Origin of the sequence: Streptomyces sp. S3(2020), from assembly GCF_013044505.1 — a bacterium.
GTDB lineage: Bacteria > Actinomycetota > Actinomycetes > Streptomycetales > Streptomycetaceae > Streptomyces.
This window is the reverse complement of the sequence record NZ_JABERD010000033.1, coordinates 46,303-62,601: the sequence shown is the minus strand read 5'-3', so window position 1 is coordinate 62,601 and position 16,299 is coordinate 46,303. Positions and strand designations below refer to the sequence as shown.

Here is a 16,299-nt window from a genome sequence, read left to right as displayed (position 1 = left end):
TCCCCGTCCCCATCCCCGAGCGAGTCCGCCCGGCCGACGCCGACACCGACGTCGACAACAGCCCCGCCGCCGACGGCTGATTCTCGGATCTCGGGGCGGCACGCCCTACGGTCGGTCGACAGCCCCGGCGACTATGTCAGCCAGTCCGGCCGGCTCGGCATCCTGAGCAAGGTCGGAGCTGCCAGCCCCGCAGGCACCCGACAGGCCGCCACCTTCACCTTCGTTCCCGGGCTCGCCGACTCCCGTTGCTACTCGCTGAGGGACGCCACGGGCCGGTATCTGCGGCACTACGCCTTCCGCCTCCGGCTGGACGACAACGACGGATCCGCCCTCTTCCAGAAGGACGCCACCTTCTGCGCCCGCTCCGGCTCCACCGCCGGATCCATCTCCCTGGAGTCGTACAACTACCCCGGCCGCTACCTCCGTCACCGGGACAACCTCCAGCTGTGGCTCGACGCCTCCGAGAACACCGCCGCGTACCGAGCCAGCCGTTCCTTCACCGTCATCGGCCCATGGGCCTGACCCGGACACCCGACGGAGCCGTTCGCGGGGCATAGCGATCACGGGGAGGCTTGTTCACGGTGGAAGCCGGCCCGGTAGTCGGTGGGGCGGACTCCGAAGTGCCGGGTGAAGAGCGTGGCGAAGGTGCCGTGGTCGCGGTATCCGATTTCGAGATGGATCTGACGGACGGTGCGGTCCGTGCTCTCCAGCAGGTGTTGGGCCCTGCGCATCCGGGCCCGTTGCAGGTGGACGAGGGGCGACTCGCCTGTCTCGTGTTTGTAGCGTCGCAGCAGGGTCCGTGTGCTGACGTGAAAGTGCTCGGCGAGCGTGGGCAGGTGGTATCGGTCCTGTAGGTGCTGGTCGAGGAATCGCTGCACCTGGGCGCAGAAGCCGTCGCCGGGGGTGGGCAGGAGTTCGTCGTCGACGTAGGGGGCCTGGGAGATGCGGGCGTCGTCGATGAGTGCGATCCGAGCGGTTCGGCGTGCCGCGGTGCGCCCGCAGTGATGCTGGATGAGGTTCAGTACGAAGTCGTACATCGCGCTGAAGGCCGCCGTCGTGGTGACGCCGCCGTCGCTGACGACCAGTTCCTGTGCCGTGATGTCGGCATCGGGATACCTGCGGGCGAGTTGGCCCGCGAACAGCCAGGCGGTCGTGGCCCGTCGCCCGGCGAGGAGACCGGCCTCGCCGAGCAGGAACGCACCGACGCATATCGACACCACGGCGATTCCGCGATCGGCGTGCGCCCGGATCGCTTCGATCTCCGGTCGCAGGGCGTCCAGAGCGAGGGCCGGGTCCTTCCCCGGGGCCGGCTCGAAACCCGGCACCACCAGGACATCGACGTCGCGAGGCGGGACCACCCCGAGCGCGACACCGCCCGAGGCGGTGACGCGCCGTCTGGGCGAGACCACGACGGTCTCGAACGGCGTGGACGGGCCCCCGCCTGCCCGGGTGACGTGGCTGCCCATCGTCAGCAGATCGACGACCCCGAACACCTCCGACGCGAAGCAGCCCGGGTAGGCGAGCACACCGACGCGCAGTGGACCGGTCGGCCCCATGAGGCATCTCCCTTCGGCACCCGTATGGCGGGATCACCCTGGAGTATGGCGATCCCGCCCCTCGGTCCGGAAGGGCCCGCCCGGTCAGCATGGCCCCGATGCCCCGTCGGGAGGAGCCCGCCATGACCAGCTACGAGGCGGATCGCGATGATCCGCTGACCGACTTCCACCGCCACGAGATGACGTTCGACGGCGTGAGCAGGGCGGTCCATGTCACCGGAGCCGGTCCCGCGGTGATCGTGCTGCCGGAGATGCCGGGCATCAGTCCCGACGTGGCCCGCTTCGCCCGTTGGGTGCGCGACGCCGGGTTCACGGTCTACATGCCGTCACTGTTCGGCACCGACGGCGCCTACCCGACGGCGGCTTCCGGCACGGCGGTGATGAAGCGAGCCTGCGTGAGCCAGGAGTTCCGGGTCTTCGCGGGCGGCGGCACCAGTCCCGTCGTGGACTGGCTCCGTGCCCTGGCGCGGCGGGCGCACGACGCATGCGGTGGCCCGGGCGCGGGCGTGGTGGGGATGTGCTTCACCGGCAACTTCGCCCTCACCATGACCCTGGAGCCCTCCGTGATCGCTCCGGTCGTCAACCATCCCTCGCTCCCCCTGGACGACCCGGCCGGGCTGGAACTCTCGCCCGCGGACGCGGAGGCGATCAAGGAGCGCTTCGAGCGTGACGACCTCACGGCCCTGGGCTACCGCTTCGACAACGACCGCTGGTGCACCGCCCGGCGCTTCGCCGCCTATAGCGCCCTGCTGGGCGAGCGCTTCGACGGCCGGGTCGTCAGCGGCACCGCCGCCAACACCACGCCACCGCCTTTCTTCAAGGACATCGTCGGCACGCCGCACAGCGTGGTGACCGCCCACCTCGTCGACGAGGAAGGGCACCCCACCCTCCACGCCCGCGATGAGATCATCACGTTCCTCCTGTCACGCCTGGCAGCCGACGAATGAACGCCTCGACGCCCGCGCACATGACGACGAGCCCCGACTCCGGACAGGAGCACATGTGAAGTACGTCCTGATCATCCACGAGGTGGCCGCCTATCCCGACTGGAAACGCGTCTTCGACGACGCCGCTCCGGCGCGGAAGGCGGCCGGCGAAATCAGCTACCAGCTCCTGCGTCGCGACTCCGCGGAGAACGTCGTCGTGCACCTGTCGCGCTGGACCTCGCTCGACGCGGCCCGTGCGTTCTTCGAGTCCAGCGAACTCGTCGAACTGCGCCGCCGCGCCGGCGTCATCGCGCCGGAGTTCCGGTACCTGGAACAGGTCGAGGCCCGGCTGCTGTAGAGCCTGTCGCGGATGGGCCGGCACCACCCGCCAACCGGGACACCTCGTCATTCTGCAGGAATGCGGAACTCGAATTCGGGACGGTCCCACGGCACGACGGGTGGGTTCGCCAACGCGGTCCCGGTCCGCACCGCACCGACGCGGTGGTAGAAGCCCTCGGCGGGAAGGTGCGACACCACCCTGAGGCGGTCGAGCCCGGCGGCACGGGCCTCGGCCTGCATGTGCGCGACGAGGCTCCGTCCAATACCCCGCCCTTGCGCTTCGTCGGCGACGAACAGCAGGTCGAGTTCCGGTGGATCAAGGACGAGAGAGTAGAACCCGAGGACCCTGTCTCCGTGCTGGTCGGCGCCGACGGCCACGAAGGTGCGGTGGGCCTCGATGTAGTCGGGGCCGACCCGGTAGCCCGCGACTGCGGCCGCGTACTTCCCCTTGTAGGCACCTGAGCCACGCACGAGCCGCGTGAGCCGCTTGGCATCCCGCGCGATGGCCCTCCGGATCGTGATCGGCTGACTGATCGGGGAAGTGCGTGAACTCATCGGGAGAGTATTTCGCACCGGTGCGCGCCTTCGTGCGGCGGGTCCGCGGCTCGCGGAACACCGGCTCGACGACGTTGCCCCGGTTGCGGACAGCTCGAAGCCCCAAGACACCGCCCGGCCGGCGCTCAAGAGCATCAACCAGCACCCGGGACCTCTTCGGGCACGGTCTTCCACTCGAATCACGGGTGTCGAGAACTCCACGATCTTGGAAGAGCACGTCATTCGCCTACGGCGTCCTCGGCCTCCCAGCGCAGCAGATCGCCCGGCTGGCACTTGAGCACCTCGCAGAGCGCGGCGAGTGTCGCGAAGCGTACTGCCTTGGCGCGACCGTTCTTGAGTACCGCCAGGTTGGCGGCGGTGATCCCTACGCGGTCCGCGAGCTCGCCCACGGACATCTTCCGCTTGGCCAGCATCACGTCGATGTCGACGGCGATCGGCATCAGATCACCTCGTCCAACTCGGCCTGCATCTGTGACGCTTCGACGTCGCGCGCGACGGCCTGTGCGCGCAGCATCCGCAGCACGAGCACGATGAGCGCGACACCCAGGATGGCCAAGCCGACCCCGCCCATGATGACGGTGACGCCCGGGTCGTCCCGCTGGCCCGGCGCATTGAGGGCCGTGACCACGAACCAGAGGAGCGCAGCCGCCACGATCGCGCCGATCACGCCGTCCACGTACCGGAAGGCAGCGTGGGAGAAGACGGTTCCTCGTCGCACCATCGTCACCAGCCGCCATACGCAGATCAGGGCTACCTGGGCCGACACCATGCCCAGGACCGTGATCACGCGGAACGCGGTCAGCGGGAGCGACCCGTCCTCCGGGTCGCTCCCGCTGACCAATGTCCACACCATCAATGCCTGTACGAGCGCGGTACCGACGAGCACCACCACGAGCACGGCGCGCAGCGCACGCACGGTCAGCTTTCCCATGACCCAGCCTTCCATCGAATCTCGATGGGAATCTATCGAGAATCGATAGATTTGGCGAGGGTCCGACAGCCACCTCATGGACACCCCCTCGGATTCCTACAGCTGACTGACAGACAGGAATGTGATCGTGATTCGCGGACAGGTGCATCGGATTACCGGAAACAGTGGGCAGGTGGGGAGCGATCTCGTTCATGGCCAAGGCACCAGACGCGACAGCCGTAGTGGAGACCAAGGGGTACGGGACAGTCGGCGCTCCCAGATCTCCAGGTCCTGCGGCATCACGCGCGGGCCGCGGTTACCCGTCGGCGGCCCTGCGCAGCGGCCGGGTGAACGGGCTGGACGGATTGCGGACGCTCGCGGTCGCGCTGGTCCTCGTCTACCACGTGGACCACACCCTCGTTCCCGGCGGATCGGTGGCCGTCGACGTCTTCTTCACCATCAGCGGCTTCGTCATCACCCGCCTGCTGCTCGCCGAGTACTCCCGCACCGGCACCATCGCCCTGCTCGCCTTCTACCGGCGCCGTTGGACGAGGCTCGTCCCCGCGCTGCTGGCGGTGTGCGCGGTCTGCGTGCTGCTCGCGACCACGACATCGCTGTGGAGCTTCGAGGGTTCATGGCAGGCGGTGGGCCTCGCGGCGGCCTTCGTCACCAATGTCTTCAGGGCCATGGAGTCCGGGCCGTACTCCGGCGGCCCCCTCGCACACACCTGGTCACTCGGCGTAGAAGAGCAGTTCTACTTCCTCTGGCCGCTCCTCCTGCTGCTCCTGCTACGCCGCCTGCGCGCCCAGAAGGTCCTGCTGTGCACCGCCACGCTGTGCGTCCTGCCCTTCCTGTGGCGCTGCGTCCTGTGGAACCCGGACGCGACCCACCGCATCTACAACGGCACGGACACCCGCGCCGACCAACTGCTGGCCGGCGCCCTGGTCGCCGTGGTCCTGGCCCGGCTCCAGGCGGACGACCCGCGTCTGGAACTCCTGCGCACGTGGGCCGGACGGCTCGCAGTGCCCGCCCTCTCACTGCTCGCCCTCGTGGCCTGGCAGGTGCCGATCACGGGGGACAACGGAACGTGGACCGCCCTCTGGTACACCGTCGGGTTCCTCGGGGTGGCGGCGACCTCCGCCACCCTCGTCGCGGGACTCGAACTGCGGCCCGACACATGGCTGTCCCGCCTCCTGTCATGGGAGCCGCTCGCCTGGATCGGCCGCAACCTCAGCTACGGCATCTACCTGTGGCACTACCCCGTCGTACGGCTGCTGGCCTCCCTCGGTGTGCAGGACGGGCGCCTGTCGGCCACGGTGGTACTCACCGTGACGATGGCCCTGCTGTCGTACTACCTCGTGGAGCGCCCGTTCCTCCGCCGGGCCCAGCGCCGCGCGAGCTCAAGACAGCGTCACTGCGAGGGGATTCGGCCAGGCCTCCGCGTAGGCCGACCGAATTCCGCCGCGAGGTAGGAGTCTTCGCTACCGAGAGAGACCCGTGATCGAGGGTGGCCCGGGTCTACCAAACGAGGCTGAAGGCGAGAGCGTAGGCGGCACCGACGTGGCCGTCCAGGGCTGCTGGCTGGTGCAGCCGTCGACCGGCGACAACGTCGCCCGCACCGGCGAACCGTCACCGGCCTCGCCACCATCGAGGCCACCGTCACGACGTCCTCCGAGCGACCACGCCGATTGTCGTGATCGCTTCCCGTCCCGAACTATGGTTGCCGTCGCGGGGGCGCGGGATGGGACCGGTGGTCAGTGGTCGGTCGCCAGGTGGAGCTTGAGGAGGTCCACGCCGTAGTCGTTGCCGTTGGGGGTGCGGATGATGGTGTGGATGTGCTGCTGGGTGGGGGTGCCGTTCGGACCGCCCGTGCCATCGCCCGGGCCGGCTGACGCCGAGGCGGAGGCCGTCGCCGAAGCGGTCGGGGAGGCCGAGCTGGAGTCGTCGTCCTCGTGGTAGGCGAGCGGCGACTCGGCGTCGTACTCGATCAGGACGACCGGGGAGTGCACGCGGTAGTAGAACGCCGAGTCGTCCTCGGACTCGCCGATCCAGTAGAAGTACGTGTCGTCGAGGTGCTTGTCGATGTCCCGCAGCCACACCCGCGAGTGCCCCTCGTCGATGGTGCCGGTGTAGACCTCGACCAGGTCGAGCAGCAGTTTCTGCTGCTTGCGGTTCAACTCCGAGCCCTTGAGGCCCTTGTAGGGCAGGACGGCGTTGTCGTTGCCTGCGCCGACGGTCAGGTTGGTGCCCGTCTTCTCCTCGGTGCCGGGCGCCGCGGTGGCGAGCTGCGTGGCGTTGAGCGAGCGCAGCATCTTGAGACCTGCGCCGGTCTCCTCGCGGAACAGGTGGTAGTCCACGCCGTCGTAGGTGATCTTCGTCGGCTCGGAGCCGCGGAAGGTCGGGGTCGCGACGACCTGGTCGCCGAGGACGAAGTAGTTGACGATCAGGTGGTGCCCCTCGAACTGGAAGCCCCACGGGGCCTTCGCCGACGGGGTGCCCATGATCGTGAACCAGTAGGCGTCGAAGTTGAGCGCCTTGGTGGTGTCGCCGCTCGCCTCACCGAGGTAGTGGTTGAGCTTGCGGATCTGGGTGGCGTTCTCCAGGCCGCGGGCCGACAGGGCGGACTTGAGCAGCTTGATCGCGAGCTTGTACTGCTTCTCCGTCATGTCGCGCAGGGCGAGGCCCTCGCGGTCGTTGGAGTCGATGTTGGTCCAGTCGAGCCACTGGTCGGAGTCGATGTCGAAGAGCGTGGCCGACTTCTGGGTGTCGGTCAGCGAGTCCACGAAGGCCGCCGCGGCACGCACCACCGGGGTGGTGGAGACGCCGGTGCGGTGGATCGCGTACAGGTCGTCGACGACGGTTCCGTCGGTGGTGACGCCGACGAAGTCGTCGTAGGCGATGGTCTGGCCGAAGCCGCCACCGGACGGCGGGCCCGACGGGGTGGCGCTCGCCGTGGCGTCGGCGGTGGACGTCTCCTCCGCACCGGCCTGGCTGGCGGCGTAACCGCCCATGATCGCGACGGCGGAGACGCCGCCGGCGAGGAGGGTCTTGTTCATGAACCAGCGGCGGGAACGGTGGGCAGCCTGCGTCCGCGGCTTGTGTCCGTGCGTTGAGTTGACCATGTCGATGACAATTTCGTCGACACTTAAAGCCAACGTGGCAAAAGCCTGTGAACCGTATATGGAGTTCACACCGACCGAGGAAGATCGGACCCGACCTCCGCTCAGAGCGCCGACACGTCGGTGCGCCGACGGTCCGGCTTGAAGGGCAACTTGGCGACCGTCGCCCGGATCTCACGCTGTGCCGTGCCCGGTCGCCCCCACAACACCGTGACCTCGTTCCCGGGGTGGGCGTGGCTCTCGTCGATCACGCAGAGGGAGATGGTCGACCGCAGGTTCACACTGACGGTCCGGCCGGTGGACACGCCCACACGCCTTCCGCCGGCGAGGACTTGGTCGAAGACCGGACCACGGCCGCGCGGGACCTCCATGGGGTCGGGCAGCTCGCCCTCGCGGAGGGCGGCGGTGAGGATGCCGGCGACGTCCTCGGCGTTCCAGCGCAGGCCCACGAGTGTCCGCCGCGCGGTGCCGCCCGCGCCGCCCGCCGCGTCGACAGCCAGCGCGTCACGGCCCAGGAAGTCACGGTCGGGGACTCCTTTGCGGAACCCCCAGCCCAGTTCGGACGGCTTGCGGAAGTAGTCCGTGATGCCGTTCTCCGGTACGAAGCTGCCACCCGGCGCTCCCCTCCTGAACTGCCGGGGTGCGCCGGGCGTCAGGATGGACGCGGGGAGGTAGTCGAGGCCGTTCGTGGCGATGCCCGCCTCGATGTGCTGCACCGGCTGCGACCGCAGGCCCAGTTGGCGGATGCCGAACCCGTCACCGCACTCGACGGTGGCCGACCAGACCTCGTTGGCGTGCCCGGCGGGGCCGTGCAGTTCGTATCCGAGCTCGCCCGAGATGCCGGTACGCAGCACCCGTACGGGGACTCCGGCGATCCCGCACATCCGGCTCCGACTGAAGGCGATGTCGCGCAGACTCTCCCCCGTCAGCTTCTCCAACGTGTCCAGGGCGGCCGGACCCTGGACGCCGAAGACGAACCGGTCGGGGCTGACGTCCTCGGCCTCCGCGTCCCAACTGCCCTGGCTCAGCTGCCAGATCAGCCAGTCGCCACTGCCGGCCGTGTACAGGAACTCCTCGTCGTCCAGGCGGCACAGGATCCCCTCGGACGCCACCCAGCCGTTCCCGTCGAGTTGGACGTGATGCTTGATCTGCCCGAGCTCGAAGCGGGACAGGTCCCTCATGCCCAGCCAGGCGAGGAAGTCCAGTGCCTCCCGTCCGCGGACGACGACCTTGTGCAGGGACGACCAGTCGCCGACGTAGCAGGAGGTGACGTGTGCGGCGCATTCCTCGGCCCAGCCGGTGTATTCGAGGGGCAGAAGGGTCTGGGCGAAGTGACCGTAGCCGCCGAGGGAGTTGGCCTCGTCCTGGGCCGCCGCGGCCGGGCTGAAGTACGGCGGCCGCTGTACGACGAAGGGGGCCTCCCTCAGCCGTAGAACCGTTTCGTAGGTGCTGCGCCGCGCCTGGGTCATGTCCACGGGAACCTCGCCATGAAGAAGCCACTGGATCAACTACGTGAACCACATGATCGACATCAACTAGATCGATTTAGCTAGAGCGATTCCGCTCGACCGTAACAAGCGTGACGGACGGCGGCGACGTGCGTGACGGGACCGATTCCGCAACCTAATCGCACGGAATCCAACGACCGGGCAGCGCCGTCACACCGACGCGCGGACCACGATCCGGCCCGGCACCGGTGCCAGGCCGCCGCTGTCGATGCCCAGGGCGTTGCGGGCGGCGATCCGGCCGAGGATCTCGGCGTCGATGTGGACGGTGGTGAGCGCGGGCGTGGAGAGGGAGCCGTACTCGGTCTCGTCGAAGCCGATAACGGCCATGTCTTCGGGCACCCGCACACCGAGGTCGCGCAGGGCCGTGAGGCTGCGCAGGGCGATGTCGTCGTCGAAGGCGGCCAGCGCGCTCACGTCCGCGTGCGCCACGCGAAACGCCTGGACGGCTGCCGCGCCGGCCTCGCGGGGCCGTGGGACCACGAAGCGCTCCAAGGGCTCGATCCCCAGCCGCCGGGCCGCCTCCTGGGCGAAGCCGAGCCGGGCCTCCGTCAGCGGGAACTCGTGGTCGGGAAGTGCCATCGCGATCCGGGTGTGCCCCCGGTCGACGAGATGGCCGATCTGGAGCGCGGCGTTGGCGGCGAACCCGCTCGCCCAGTCCTCCTCGGGTGTGTGTCCCTGCATGTACGCCTCTCCGAGCCGCAGTACCGCCCGGGGCGCGATGGTGTCGAGGACCTTCTGGGTGGCCTCCGGGATGGCGTGGCCGTGGCGGACCAGGAGGATGTGGTCGTGTTCGGCCAACTCCTCGTCCAGGCCCCGGACGTAGCTCCGGGAGAAGTTCCCCTCGATGCCCCAGTCCACGTTGAGCACGACGATGCGCGAGGACCCCTCGCGCAGGGCGCGGGCGATGCCGTGGGCGACGTAGCCCAGGTCGGCGGCGGCCGTCATGACCCGCTCCCGGGTCGCCGCCGAGATCGTCTGCCGTGGGTCGTCGTTCAGTACGAAGCTCACCGTCGCCCGCGACACACCGGAGGCGTTGGCCACGTCGGTCAGCGTCACCCGGCCCGAACGGCCCATCCCGGCACACTCCCTCTCGGCCGGAGGCCACCCCGGCCCGCGAGAGGCGCCACCGGCGCCACCAGGAGTGCTGTCCGACGTCTAGAACGATTTAGCGACGAGGACCAGCCTACGTGACCAGATCGTTCCCGTAGGCCGTGCGGGAGGGCACCCCGCCCGGATGTCCGGTCGACGCTATGGCCAGCAGCCGACGGGCCTTCAGCTCCGTCTCCTGCCACTCCCGCTCCGGATCGGAGTCCCAGGTGATGCCGGCTCCGGTGCCGAACCTGAGGGCTTGCACGGTCCGGTCGATCCAGAAGGTGCGGATACCGACCGCCAGTTCGCCGCGCGCCCGGTCGGCGTCGACCCAGCCGATGCCACCGCAGTACGGTCCGCGAGGGACCGTCTCCAGCGCGTCGAGGATCTGGAGGGCGCGCTCCTTGGGCGTGCCCGTGACCGACCCCGGCGGGAACGTGGCGGCCAGGAGCTCGGGCCACCCCGTCCCCTCGCGCAGGCGACCGCCCACGGTGGACACGAGGTGGACGAGCCCCGGGTGCTGCTCCAGGGCGCACAGGTCGGGCACGGTCACGGAGCCGGGGACGCAGACCCGTCCCAGGTCGTTGCGGACGAGGTCGACGATCATCACGTTCTCCGCGTGGTCCTTCTCCAGCAGTTCCGCCCCGGTGGGGGCGGTTCCCTTGATGGGACCCGAGAGGATCTCGCCGCCGTCCCGGCGCAGGAAGAGTTCCGGCGAGGCACAGGCCACCTCCACACCGTGGCCCGGGACGCGGAGGACACCGGCGTACGGTGCCGGGTTGTGCCGGACGAGGAGAGCGGCCAGGGCCAGCATGTCGGCGTCCGCGGGGACGGGAGCCGACAGCACCCGGCACAGGTTCGCCTGATAGACCTCACCGGCCGCGATGTGCTCGCGGATGCGTTCCACTCCTTTCCGGTACGTGCTCCGGTCGAGCGAGGTGGTCCACGCGCGGCTGTCCGGTCCCCGCCACGCCGACGTCGGCAGACCGCCGTCCGTGATCCGGCGTACGTCGCGGAAGCGCGCGCACGTCAGCCGGCCCTCGAAATCCGCCGCCACGGCCCAGAACCCCTCGGAGTCCAGGGCCGACGGGTCGCTCGTGACGTCCACGAGTCCGGTGGCCAGGCGTGTGCCGAACAGCGCCAGCGCGGGGAACTCCCGCATGCCGAGCCTCCTACACCGCGACGGTCCGGCGCTCGGCAGCCCACTGGGCGGCACGCAGCGTGTTCACGAGGAGCATGGCGATCGTCATGGGACCCACCCCGCCCGGCACGGGGGTGATGCGGTCGGCGATGCCGTCGAGTTCGGCCGAGCGGACGTCGCCGGTCAGCCCCGAGCCGGTGCGGTGGATCCCGACGTCGATGACGACCGCGCCGGGACGCACGTGTTCCGGGCCCACCAGTCCGCGGACGCCGGTCGCGACCACGACGATGTCGGCGGGCCGGGTCACCGCCGCGAGCTCGGCGGTGTGTTCGTGCGCGACGGACACGGTCGCTCCCCTCCGCAGCAGAAGCTGGGTGAGGGGCTTGCCGACGAGCTCGCCCCAGCCGACCACGGCGACGTGGGCGCCCTTGAGGGCGATGCCCTCGGCGTCGAGCAGTTCGACGACGCCGCTCGGCGTGCAGGGACGCAGCCCTCGCTCGCCGCGGGCCAGCCGGCCGAGGCTGGCGGTGGTGAGGCCGTCGACGTCCTTGGTGACGGGGATGCGGTCGATCAGCGTGGCCGCGTCCAGGTGTCCGGGCAGCGGGAGTTGGAGCAGGACGCCGGAGACCCGCGGGTCGGCGGCCAGTTCGTCGATCACGGCGGCCACGTCGTCCCGGGTGGCGTGGGAGGGCAGATGGCGGTGGAAGTCGCGCATGCCGGCCTCCCTGACGGCACGGCGTTTGGCGGCGACGTACACCGCGCTGGCCGGATCGTCGCCGACGAGGACGGTCGCGAGGCCGGGGACGGTCCCCGCGCCCGCGGCGGAGACCTCCTCGGCTACCTGGGCACGGATCCGCCGGGCGATTCCGGTGCCGTCGATGGTGGTGGTCATGGTGGCGAACCGCTCCCCTGTCAGGCGAAGACGATGGTGTGGTTGCCGTCGCGGATGACCCGGTCCTCGGCATGCCACAGCACCGCGCGGGAGAGCACCGCGCGTTCCACGTCGGCCCCGCGGCGGGCGAGGTCGGCCGCCGTGTGGGCGTGGGTGACGCGGACGACGTCCTGCTCGATGATCGGCCCCTCGTCGAGGTCCTCGGTGACGTAGTGGGCGGTGGCGCCCACCAGCTTCACGCCCCGGCCCTTGGCCTTGGCGTAGGGGCCGGCGCCGATGAAGGCGGGCAGGAAGGAGTGGTGGATGTTGATGATCGGGACACCGACCTGCGCGATGAAGTCTCCGGAGATGATCTGCATGTAGCGGGCCAGGACGATGAAGTCGACGTTGCCCTTCAGCAGCCGCAGATGTTCGGCCTCGGCCGCCGACTTGTCCGGCCCCTGGCACGGGACGTGGAAGAACGGGATGCCGAAGCCCCGTACCTCCTCGGCCACATCGGGATGGTTGGAGATCACCATCGAGACGGTGACGGGCAGTTGGCCCTGCCGATGGCGCCACAGCAGGTCCAGGAGGCAGTGGTCGGACTTCGAGGCGAAGACCGCCACCCGCTTGGGCGTCGACAGGTCGCGCAGGGTGTAGCTCAGCCCGAAGCCGTCCGCCAACTCCTTGTCCAGGTCGGCCCGCAGGGCGGGCAGCGCGGCCTGGAGGCCGTCGAGCCCGAACACGGTGCGCTGGAAGAAGGCGCCGCCCTGCGGGTCGTCGGAGTACTGGTCGAGGGAGACGATGTTCGCGCCGTGGCCGCTCAGGACCGACGTCACGGCGGCGACGATGCCGGTGGCGTCGGCGCCCTGCACGATGAGCGAGGCCTGCTGCGCGGTCCTCTTTCCGGTCGCGGTGCGTGCCGGGGCGTCCTGGGTGAGGGTCATGCCAGGGTGTCCTTCCGGAAGCGGGCGGCCCAGTCGGAGGTGGCCCCGAGCCCGCCGAACGTATAGAAGTGGATCTTCAACTCGCCGTGCCGGGCAGGGTCGTGGGCCGCGGCGAGGTCGCGCAGAAAACGGTCCGGGCCCGCGGTGCCCATGAGGTTGGTCAGCGAGAAGCCGTACTTCTTGACCACGGAGGCGCTGGTGCCGACCCCGAAGCGGGCCGCGTACGACATCAGCCGGCGCACTCCGGCCGGGCCGGGCACCCCGATCCTGACCGGCAGCCCGATACCGCGCGCCCGCACCTTCTCCACCCACGCCAGCACCGGTTCGACGTCGAACCCGAACTGGGTGATGACCCCGGCCTCCAGGGGCTGACCGGCGAGCGCGGAGTGCTTGTCCTCCAGCGCCGCCCACAGCGCTTCGGCGCCGATCTCGGGGTGGCCCTCCGGGTAGCCGGTGATACCGACCTCGCGTACGCCGTACTCCCGCAGAAGGCCCGTCCGGATCAGGGACAGCGCGTCCTCGTAGGGACCCTCGGGGTGGGCCGGGTCGCCGCCGACCAGGAAGACGTTGTCGGAGGTGCCGTCGGCCCGCAGTCCCGCCAGGAACCGCTCGAAGTCGTCGCGCGACCCGAGTCGGCGGGCGGATATGTGCGGCACCGGCACGAACCCCAGCCGTTTCACCGCGCGAGCCGCCTCCAGCCGCATGGGCAGGTCCTCGTTGCCGAGGAAGGTGATGTTGATCCGGGTGCCCTGGGGAATGCTGTCGCGGGCCGCCACCAGCTTGGGGACGTCCTTGCCGGTCATCTCCAGGGAGTAGTCCTCCAGGAGCGAGGTACCGACCGCTGTGCGTGCCGTACTCGTGGGGTTCATCGTCGTGCGTCTCACTTTCCGGGTACGGCGTCAGCGGTTGCGGCGGTAGAGGGTGCGGGCGTGCTCGTTGAAGGGGGCCGGATGGACGGTGGCGCGGATACGGGGGAAGCCGAGGTCGGCGTCCGGGTCCGTGCCGGAGCCGGGGTGCTCGCCCCAGACGACCGTCACCTCGGTGCCCGTCGCGGCCCGCTCGGAGTCGACCAGAGCCTGGGCGAGGACCGTGCCGACCGGGTCGATGGACGCGCTCTGCATGGTCGTACCGACCGTGCCGGAGGTGTTCTCCACCCGGTGCCGGGCGTAGGACAGGACGAATCCGGGGTCCTCGCCCTGTCCGATGACGGTGCGCACGTCGTCGGCGTCGAGGAGGAGGGTGACCTTGGTGCGCAGTGGCCCTTCCTTGGCCTTCAGCAGGGCGTCGCGGCCCACGAAGTCGTGGCCGAAGTGGATCAGCCGCCCGTATCCGAGCTCGTACGGGGAGACGTAGTAGTCCTCGATGTCCTCCGAGAAGTGGCTGCCGTTCAGCGGGCGCTTGCCCTCGATACCGAACAGAGGCAGGTACTCCCGGTATTCCAGCAGGTCGGGGTCGGTGTAGATGCCGGGTACCGGGGAGGGGATCCAGCCGCTCTCGACGCTCGGTGTGGTGTAGGCGAGGGCTCCGACCTGGACGAGGCCGAGCGGCTCGCCCGCCTTCAGGAACGCCTCGTGCACGTATGCGGCGTGCTCCCAGGGGCCGATGAACTCGAAGCCCGCCTGGCCGGCCATGCCGTGCCGCAGCGCGTAGAAGGCTCGCCCGTCGAGGGTGACCGGGGTGGAGTGGAAGAACTTGGTCTCCGGGAGCGGCGCGCCGAAGGCCCGCTGCACCAGTTCCGCGGCCAGCGGGCCCTGGATCTGGTACCGGAAGAGTTTCGGGTCGCCGCCGCCCGGGCGGAAGGCGGAGGACGCGTCGGTGACGAAGCCGACGTCGTAGCCGCCCTTCTCCGCGTGGTACTGCACCCAGTGCTGCGCGGCCGGGATCCCGCTGAGCAGGTACTTGTTCTCGGCCTGCCGCAGCAGGATGCCGTCGGTGACGATGTGGCCGTGGCGGGTGACCGGCACGTACTGCTTGGCCTGTCCGATCGCGAACTTCTCGAAGTTGTTGACGCCGTGGTCGGCCAGCAGCCGGGTGGCGTCGGGGCCTTCGATCCACAGGTCGTACATGTGGTGCGAGAGGTTCAGGAGGGCCACGCCCTCGTGCCAGGCGGCCTGTTCCTGGCGCCAGCCGGTGTACTCGGGCGCGACGACTTCCGGCGTCCACGGCTCGGCGTTCGGCTGCCAGAGCAGGTCGATCGGCGAGCCGGCCTTGTCGATGCCGTCCTGGAGGGAGGGGGTTGTCATAGCGGCTCCTTCTGGTTGCTGTCTGTTCTGTTCAGGGGTGCTAAATCGATCTAGTGATGGCCATCGAGATGGGTGAGGTACGCGGATGCCATGCACACGGCGTCGAGGCCGGCCCGGACGTCGTGCACGCGCACACAGAACGCGCCGTTCAGTGCCGCGAGGGCCGATACCGCGGCCGTCGCCGCGTCCCTGCCCCCGGGCGGGACCTCCCCGGCGCCGCCCTCGGCGAGGGCCGCGCCGATGAAGCGTTTCCTGGAGGCGCCGACGAGCAGCGGGAACCCCAGCTGCCGCAGCACACCCAGGCCCGCCAGCAGCGTCCAGTCGTGCTCCGGCCGCTTGGCGAAGCCGAGCCCTGGATCGAAGACGAGCCGGGCGGGGTCGACCCCCTGGTCCAGCAACTGGCAGATCCGGCGCGTGAGTTCGGCCGCCACCTCGGCGACGACGTCCTCGTAGTCCGCGTGCCGGTCCATCACGCGACTGGGCGCACGCCAGTGCGTGGCCACGTACGGGACGCCGGTGGCGGCGACGGCCCGGGCCATGGCCGGATCGGCCAGTCCGCCGCTGACGTCGTTCACCATGCGCGCACCCGCCTCGACGGCGGCCCGGGCGACGGGCGCGTGCATGGTGTCGATGCTCGTGGAGACCCCGGCCCGGGCGAGTTCCCGCACCACCGGGACGGTCCGGGCCAGCTCCTCCTCCAGGGCCACGGGGCGCGCGCCCGGCCGGGTGGACTCGCCGCCCACGTCCACGAGGTCGGCGCCCTGCGCGGCGAGTTCGAGGCCCCGGTCGACCGCACGCCGGCTGTCCGCGTACAGGCCACCGTCGGAGAAGGAGTCGGGGGTGACGTTGAGGATCCCCATGACCAGGCAGCGGCCCGGGCCGGGCAGCCCGTCCACCTCCGACGACGATGCGGCACCGCCGACGAGGGAGCGGGTGTGCGTGGTGGACATTGGCGGCAGACCTCCTCGGTCCCGCGCCGTCGCGGGAAGGATTGCTAAATCGATTAGGCCGTGATGTTACAGACGAGTACTTAATCGTTCTAGTGACGAGGTGGCGACTTCCCGTTCACCGCGCGAAAGCTGATGTTGCGCGCCG

At 69.9% G+C, this 16,299-nt stretch carries 17 protein-coding genes; 4 read left to right on the top strand and 13 right to left on the bottom strand.

Translation table 11 applies throughout. The annotated features are described in order from the left end of the window. Nucleotides 1-522: AbfB domain-containing protein (locus tag HLK59_RS13900; RefSeq protein ID WP_171141702.1), on the top strand; the 522-nt coding region annotated here is incomplete at its 5' end. A 38-nt stretch (nt 523-560) separates the two neighbouring features. On the opposite strand, the gene HLK59_RS13895 is transcribed toward HLK59_RS13900, so the two are convergent. Then, nucleotides 561-1,556, bottom strand: a complete 996-nt coding sequence (locus HLK59_RS13895; protein WP_171141701.1) for a helix-turn-helix domain-containing protein — start codon at nt 1,554-1,556, stop codon at nt 561-563. Nucleotides 1,557-1,678: 122 nt separating this feature from the next. Here HLK59_RS13895 and HLK59_RS13890 point away from each other — a divergent pair, with 122 nt between their 5' ends. Together HLK59_RS13890 and HLK59_RS13885 are read left to right on the top strand one after the other, a co-directional pair. Then, nucleotides 1,679-2,503: a dienelactone hydrolase family protein gene (locus HLK59_RS13890; RefSeq protein ID WP_171141700.1), complete on the top strand. Its 825-nt coding sequence runs from the start codon at nt 1,679-1,681 to the stop codon at nt 2,501-2,503. A 55-nt stretch (nt 2,504-2,558) separates the two neighbouring features. Beyond that, nucleotides 2,559-2,840 (top strand): antibiotic biosynthesis monooxygenase, encoded by a 282-nt coding sequence (locus HLK59_RS13885; RefSeq protein ID WP_171141699.1) that lies wholly within the window; start codon nt 2,559-2,561, stop codon nt 2,838-2,840. A gap of 47 nt (nt 2,841-2,887) precedes the next feature. On the opposite strand, the gene HLK59_RS13880 is transcribed toward HLK59_RS13885, so the two are convergent. The 3 genes from HLK59_RS13880 to HLK59_RS13870 form a co-directional block, all read right to left on the bottom strand. Beyond that, nucleotides 2,888-3,376, bottom strand: a complete 489-nt coding sequence (locus HLK59_RS13880) for a GNAT family N-acetyltransferase (RefSeq protein ID WP_171141698.1) — start codon at nt 3,374-3,376, stop codon at nt 2,888-2,890. A 218-nt stretch (nt 3,377-3,594) separates the two neighbouring features. After that, nucleotides 3,595-3,816 (bottom strand): helix-turn-helix transcriptional regulator, encoded by a 222-nt coding sequence (locus HLK59_RS13875; RefSeq protein ID WP_171141697.1) that lies wholly within the window; start codon nt 3,814-3,816, stop codon nt 3,595-3,597. Next, nucleotides 3,816-4,307 (bottom strand): DUF2975 domain-containing protein, encoded by a 492-nt coding sequence (locus HLK59_RS13870; protein ID WP_171141696.1) that lies wholly within the window; start codon nt 4,305-4,307, stop codon nt 3,816-3,818. The genes HLK59_RS13875 and HLK59_RS13870 overlap by 1 nt, the downstream gene beginning before the upstream one ends. A 191-nt stretch (nt 4,308-4,498) precedes the next feature. Here HLK59_RS13870 and HLK59_RS13865 point away from each other — a divergent pair, with 191 nt between their 5' ends. Further along, entirely contained in the window at nt 4,499-5,758 is a 1,260-nt protein-coding gene (locus HLK59_RS13865; RefSeq protein ID WP_171141695.1) for an acyltransferase, read from the top strand. 282 nt (nt 5,759-6,040) lie between these two features. Here HLK59_RS13865 and HLK59_RS13860 read toward each other — a convergent pair whose 3' ends face one another. From HLK59_RS13860 to folP, 9 genes are all read right to left on the bottom strand, one after another. Next, a complete protein-coding gene (locus HLK59_RS13860; protein ID WP_171141694.1) occupies nt 6,041-7,342 on the bottom strand; it encodes a DUF3500 domain-containing protein in 1,302 nt (433 codons plus the stop codon). Nucleotides 7,343-7,509: 167 nt separating this feature from the next. Continuing rightward, nucleotides 7,510-8,874 carry an aminomethyl transferase family protein gene (locus HLK59_RS13855; RefSeq protein ID WP_171141693.1) on the bottom strand — a complete coding sequence of 455 codons (1,365 nt, stop codon included), beginning with the start codon at nt 8,872-8,874 and terminating at the stop codon, nt 7,510-7,512. Nucleotides 8,875-9,063: 189 nt separating this feature from the next. Continuing rightward, nucleotides 9,064-9,987, bottom strand: coding sequence for a LacI family DNA-binding transcriptional regulator (locus HLK59_RS13850; protein WP_171141692.1), 924 nt, complete (start codon nt 9,985-9,987; stop codon nt 9,064-9,066). Between the two features lie 109 nt (nt 9,988-10,096). Beyond that, a complete protein-coding gene (locus HLK59_RS13845; protein ID WP_171141691.1) occupies nt 10,097-11,164 on the bottom strand; it encodes a chorismate-binding protein in 1,068 nt (355 codons plus the stop codon). A 10-nt stretch (nt 11,165-11,174) separates the two neighbouring features. Further along, nucleotides 11,175-12,035 (bottom strand): bifunctional 5,10-methylenetetrahydrofolate dehydrogenase/5,10-methenyltetrahydrofolate cyclohydrolase, encoded by an 861-nt coding sequence (locus tag HLK59_RS13840; protein ID WP_171141690.1) that lies wholly within the window; start codon nt 12,033-12,035, stop codon nt 11,175-11,177. Between the two features lie 20 nt (nt 12,036-12,055). Further along, nucleotides 12,056-12,961, bottom strand: a complete 906-nt coding sequence (purU, locus tag HLK59_RS13835) for a formyltetrahydrofolate deformylase (protein ID WP_171141689.1) — start codon at nt 12,959-12,961, stop codon at nt 12,056-12,058. Then, a complete protein-coding gene (locus tag HLK59_RS13830; RefSeq protein ID WP_171141688.1) occupies nt 12,958-13,830 on the bottom strand; it encodes a methylenetetrahydrofolate reductase in 873 nt (290 codons plus the stop codon). Before HLK59_RS13830 ends, purU begins: the two co-directional genes overlap by 4 nt. Nucleotides 13,831-13,860: 30 nt before the next feature. Next, nucleotides 13,861-15,204 (bottom strand): aminomethyl transferase family protein, encoded by a 1,344-nt coding sequence (locus HLK59_RS13825; RefSeq protein WP_171141687.1) that lies wholly within the window; start codon nt 15,202-15,204, stop codon nt 13,861-13,863. Nucleotides 15,205-15,254: 50 nt separating this feature from the next. Next, complete coding sequence (folP, locus tag HLK59_RS13820) at nt 15,255-16,154, bottom strand: dihydropteroate synthase (RefSeq protein ID WP_240982392.1); 900 nt, start codon at nt 16,152-16,154, stop codon at nt 15,255-15,257. Nucleotides 16,155-16,299: the final 145 nt, after the last annotated feature.

Coding starts and splice junctions, on each gene's coding strand:
- HLK59_RS13845 (WP_171141691.1), bottom strand. CDS start 11,164: ATGCGGGAGTTCCCCGCGCTGGCGCTGTTCGGCACACGCCTGGCCACC.
- HLK59_RS13840 (WP_171141690.1), bottom strand. CDS start 12,035: ATGACCACCACCATCGACGGCACCGGAATCGCCCGGCGGATCCGTGCC.
- HLK59_RS13895 (WP_171141701.1), bottom strand. CDS start 1,556: ATGGGGCCGACCGGTCCACTGCGCGTCGGTGTGCTCGCCTACCCGGGC.
- HLK59_RS13880 (WP_171141698.1), bottom strand. CDS start 3,376: ATGAGTTCACGCACTTCCCCGATCAGTCAGCCGATCACGATCCGGAGG.
- purU (WP_171141689.1), bottom strand. CDS start 12,961: ATGACCCTCACCCAGGACGCCCCGGCACGCACCGCGACCGGAAAGAGG.
- HLK59_RS13865 (WP_171141695.1), top strand. CDS start 4,499: ATGGCCAAGGCACCAGACGCGACAGCCGTAGTGGAGACCAAGGGGTAC.
- HLK59_RS13850 (WP_171141692.1), bottom strand. CDS start 9,987: ATGGGCCGTTCGGGCCGGGTGACGCTGACCGACGTGGCCAACGCCTCC.
- folP (WP_240982392.1), bottom strand. CDS start 16,154: ATGTCCACCACGCACACCCGCTCCCTCGTCGGCGGTGCCGCATCGTCG.
- HLK59_RS13830 (WP_171141688.1), bottom strand. CDS start 13,830: ATGAACCCCACGAGTACGGCACGCACAGCGGTCGGTACCTCGCTCCTG.
- HLK59_RS13825 (WP_171141687.1), bottom strand. CDS start 15,204: ATGACAACCCCCTCCCTCCAGGACGGCATCGACAAGGCCGGCTCGCCG.
- HLK59_RS13855 (WP_171141693.1), bottom strand. CDS start 8,874: ATGACCCAGGCGCGGCGCAGCACCTACGAAACGGTTCTACGGCTGAGG.
- HLK59_RS13870 (WP_171141696.1), bottom strand. CDS start 4,307: ATGGGAAAGCTGACCGTGCGTGCGCTGCGCGCCGTGCTCGTGGTGGTG.
- HLK59_RS13875 (WP_171141697.1), bottom strand. CDS start 3,816: ATGCCGATCGCCGTCGACATCGACGTGATGCTGGCCAAGCGGAAGATG.
- HLK59_RS13860 (WP_171141694.1), bottom strand. CDS start 7,342: ATGAACAAGACCCTCCTCGCCGGCGGCGTCTCCGCCGTCGCGATCATG.
- HLK59_RS13890 (WP_171141700.1), top strand. CDS start 1,679: ATGACCAGCTACGAGGCGGATCGCGATGATCCGCTGACCGACTTCCAC.